Origin of the sequence: Citricoccus sp. CH26A, assembly GCF_000224415.1 — a bacterium.
Classification (GTDB): Bacteria; Actinomycetota; Actinomycetes; order Actinomycetales; family Micrococcaceae; genus Citricoccus.
Genome location: NZ_AFXQ01000052.1, coordinates 1 through 2,082, shown reverse-complemented (window position 1 = coordinate 2,082; position 2,082 = coordinate 1). Strand labels below are relative to the sequence as shown.

2 protein-coding genes are annotated in these 2,082 nt (G+C 67.4%); both read left to right on the top strand.

Annotation, left to right across the window (positions count from 1 at the left end; genetic code table 11):
- Positions 1-101: 101 nt before the first annotated feature.
- Positions 102-1,583 (top strand): D-serine/D-alanine/glycine transporter, encoded by a 1,482-nt coding sequence (gene cycA, locus CITRI_RS0115525; protein WP_010145868.1) that lies wholly within the window; start codon positions 102-104, stop codon positions 1,581-1,583.
- 291 nt (positions 1,584-1,874) lie between these two features.
- Positions 1,875-2,082 (top strand): heme-binding protein (locus CITRI_RS18195; protein WP_040386705.1); only part of this gene is annotated, 208 nt, incomplete at its 3' end.

The following is a 2,082-nucleotide window of genomic DNA, read 5'->3' as shown; positions in this document are numbered from 1 at the left end:
GTCCCACCCCTCCGGGTGGGGCGAAACTCTCAGGCCGTGCAACAGAGGGGGAGGAACCCACGGACGACGCGGCACACCGCGCAACTTACTGGAGTTCCTCAATGACCCTCACCCCAGCACGCCCCGTGAGCACTACCGAGCAGTCCCCGCATCTGGAGCGGGCCCTGTCCAACCGGCACATCCAGCTGATCGCCATCGGTGGAGCCATCGGCACCGGCCTGTTCATGGGCTCGGGCAAGACCATCTCGGCCGCCGGACCCTCGGTGATCTTCGTCTACATGATCATCGGCTTCATGCTGTTCTTCGTCATGCGCGCCATGGGTGAGCTGCTGCTGAGCAACACGGACTACAAGAGCTTCTCCGACTTCGCCGGGGACCTTCTCGGGCCCTGGGCGGCCTTCTTCACCGGGTGGACGTACTGGTTCTGCTGGGTGGTCACCGGGATCGCCGACGTCGTCGCGATCGCCCACTACGTGTCCTTCTGGTGGGGGGATCTGCCGCTCTGGATCCCCGCGGTGGCCTGCATCGTCCTCCTGGTCGGGCTGAACCTGCCCTCGGTGAAGGCGTTCGGCGAGACCGAGTTCTGGTTCGCCCTGATCAAGATCGTGGCCATCCTGGCGCTGATCGTCGTGGGCCTGGGCATGATCATCACCGGCTTCGAGTCCGACGGCACCCGGGCGGCGTTCTCCAACCTGTGGACCGAGGGCGGGATGTTCCCCACCGGCTTCATGGGCTTCGTCGCCGGGTTCCAGATCGCGGTCTTCGCCTTCGTCGGCATCGAGCTGGTCGGCACCACCGCCGCCGAGGCCAAGGACCCGGAGAAGAACCTGCCCCGGGCGATCAACTCCATCCCGGTGCGCATCCTGCTGTTCTATGTGGGTGCCCTCATCATCCTGATGGCCGTGAAGCCCTGGACCGCCTACAGCGCGGATGAGTCACCGTTCGTGGGCATGTTCGCCCTGGCCGGGCTGGTCGGTGCGGCCGGGGTCGTGAACTTCATCGTCCTGACCTCCGCGACGTCCTCGGCGAACTCGGGGATCTACTCGACCTCGCGCATGGTCTACGGCCTGGCCCAGGAGGGTGATGCCCCCAAGGCCTTTGGCCGGCTGTCCTCCCGGAAGGTCCCGAAGAACGCGCTGCTGTTCTCCTGCATGTTCCTGCTGGCCGGTGTGGCCCTGCTCTACGCCGAGGGCAGCGTGGCCGAGGCCTTCACCCTGGTCACCACCGTCTCGGCACTGTGCTTCATGTTCGTGTGGTCGATCATCCTCGTCAGCTACCTCGTCTACCGCCGTCGCCGCCCGCAGTTGCACGCGGTGAGCGCGTTCAAGATGCCCGGCGGTACGTTCATGCCCTACGTGGTCCTGGCCTTCTTCGGGTTCATCATCTGGGCGATGACCACCCAGGCCGACACCCGGGCTGCCCTGCTGGTCACTCCGGTGTGGTTCCTGATCCTGGGCCTCGGTTACCTGAAGCTGCGCCGCAACCCCGAGCACGCCGCCCTGCGCGCCCTCCACGAGGCCAAGGTTCGCCAGGAGCTCGAGGACCGGGACGTCCGCGCTCAGGATCCGGCCCTCGCCCCCTGAACCGTCTGTCCCGCCACCGCGATCTCGCCATCCCGTCCGTCCCACCCAGGCCGTCCTTCGGCGGACCGGGTGGGACGGACAGCGGTACCCACCGGCCCGGGTGGGGGCCGTCGTCCCCACGAGGCTGGTGCGGGGTGATGGCGAAGACCTCCAGACGATGCGCGGACGCGCAGACCGGTATCTGCGCCGAGGAGCAGAACCACCCTCCGCGGGTGCCTCCACCGTCCGGGGGGAACGCATCGGGGCACCGCCGGCGTAGCGCCGGCGACGACGGCCGGGTGGGTTGCTGGCATGACGGCGCACCAGCCTTATGAGACGCTGCGTGGCCATGACGGTGTCGAGGTGCGCCGGTACCCCGAGCACGTACTCGCGGAGACGACCGTCGAGGCAGGCTTCGAGGATGCCGGCAACCGCGCCTTCCGCATCCTGTTCGGTTATATCAGCGGAACGAACCAGGCCGAGCAGAAGGTGGCCATGACGGCGCCGGTGCTCCAGGACT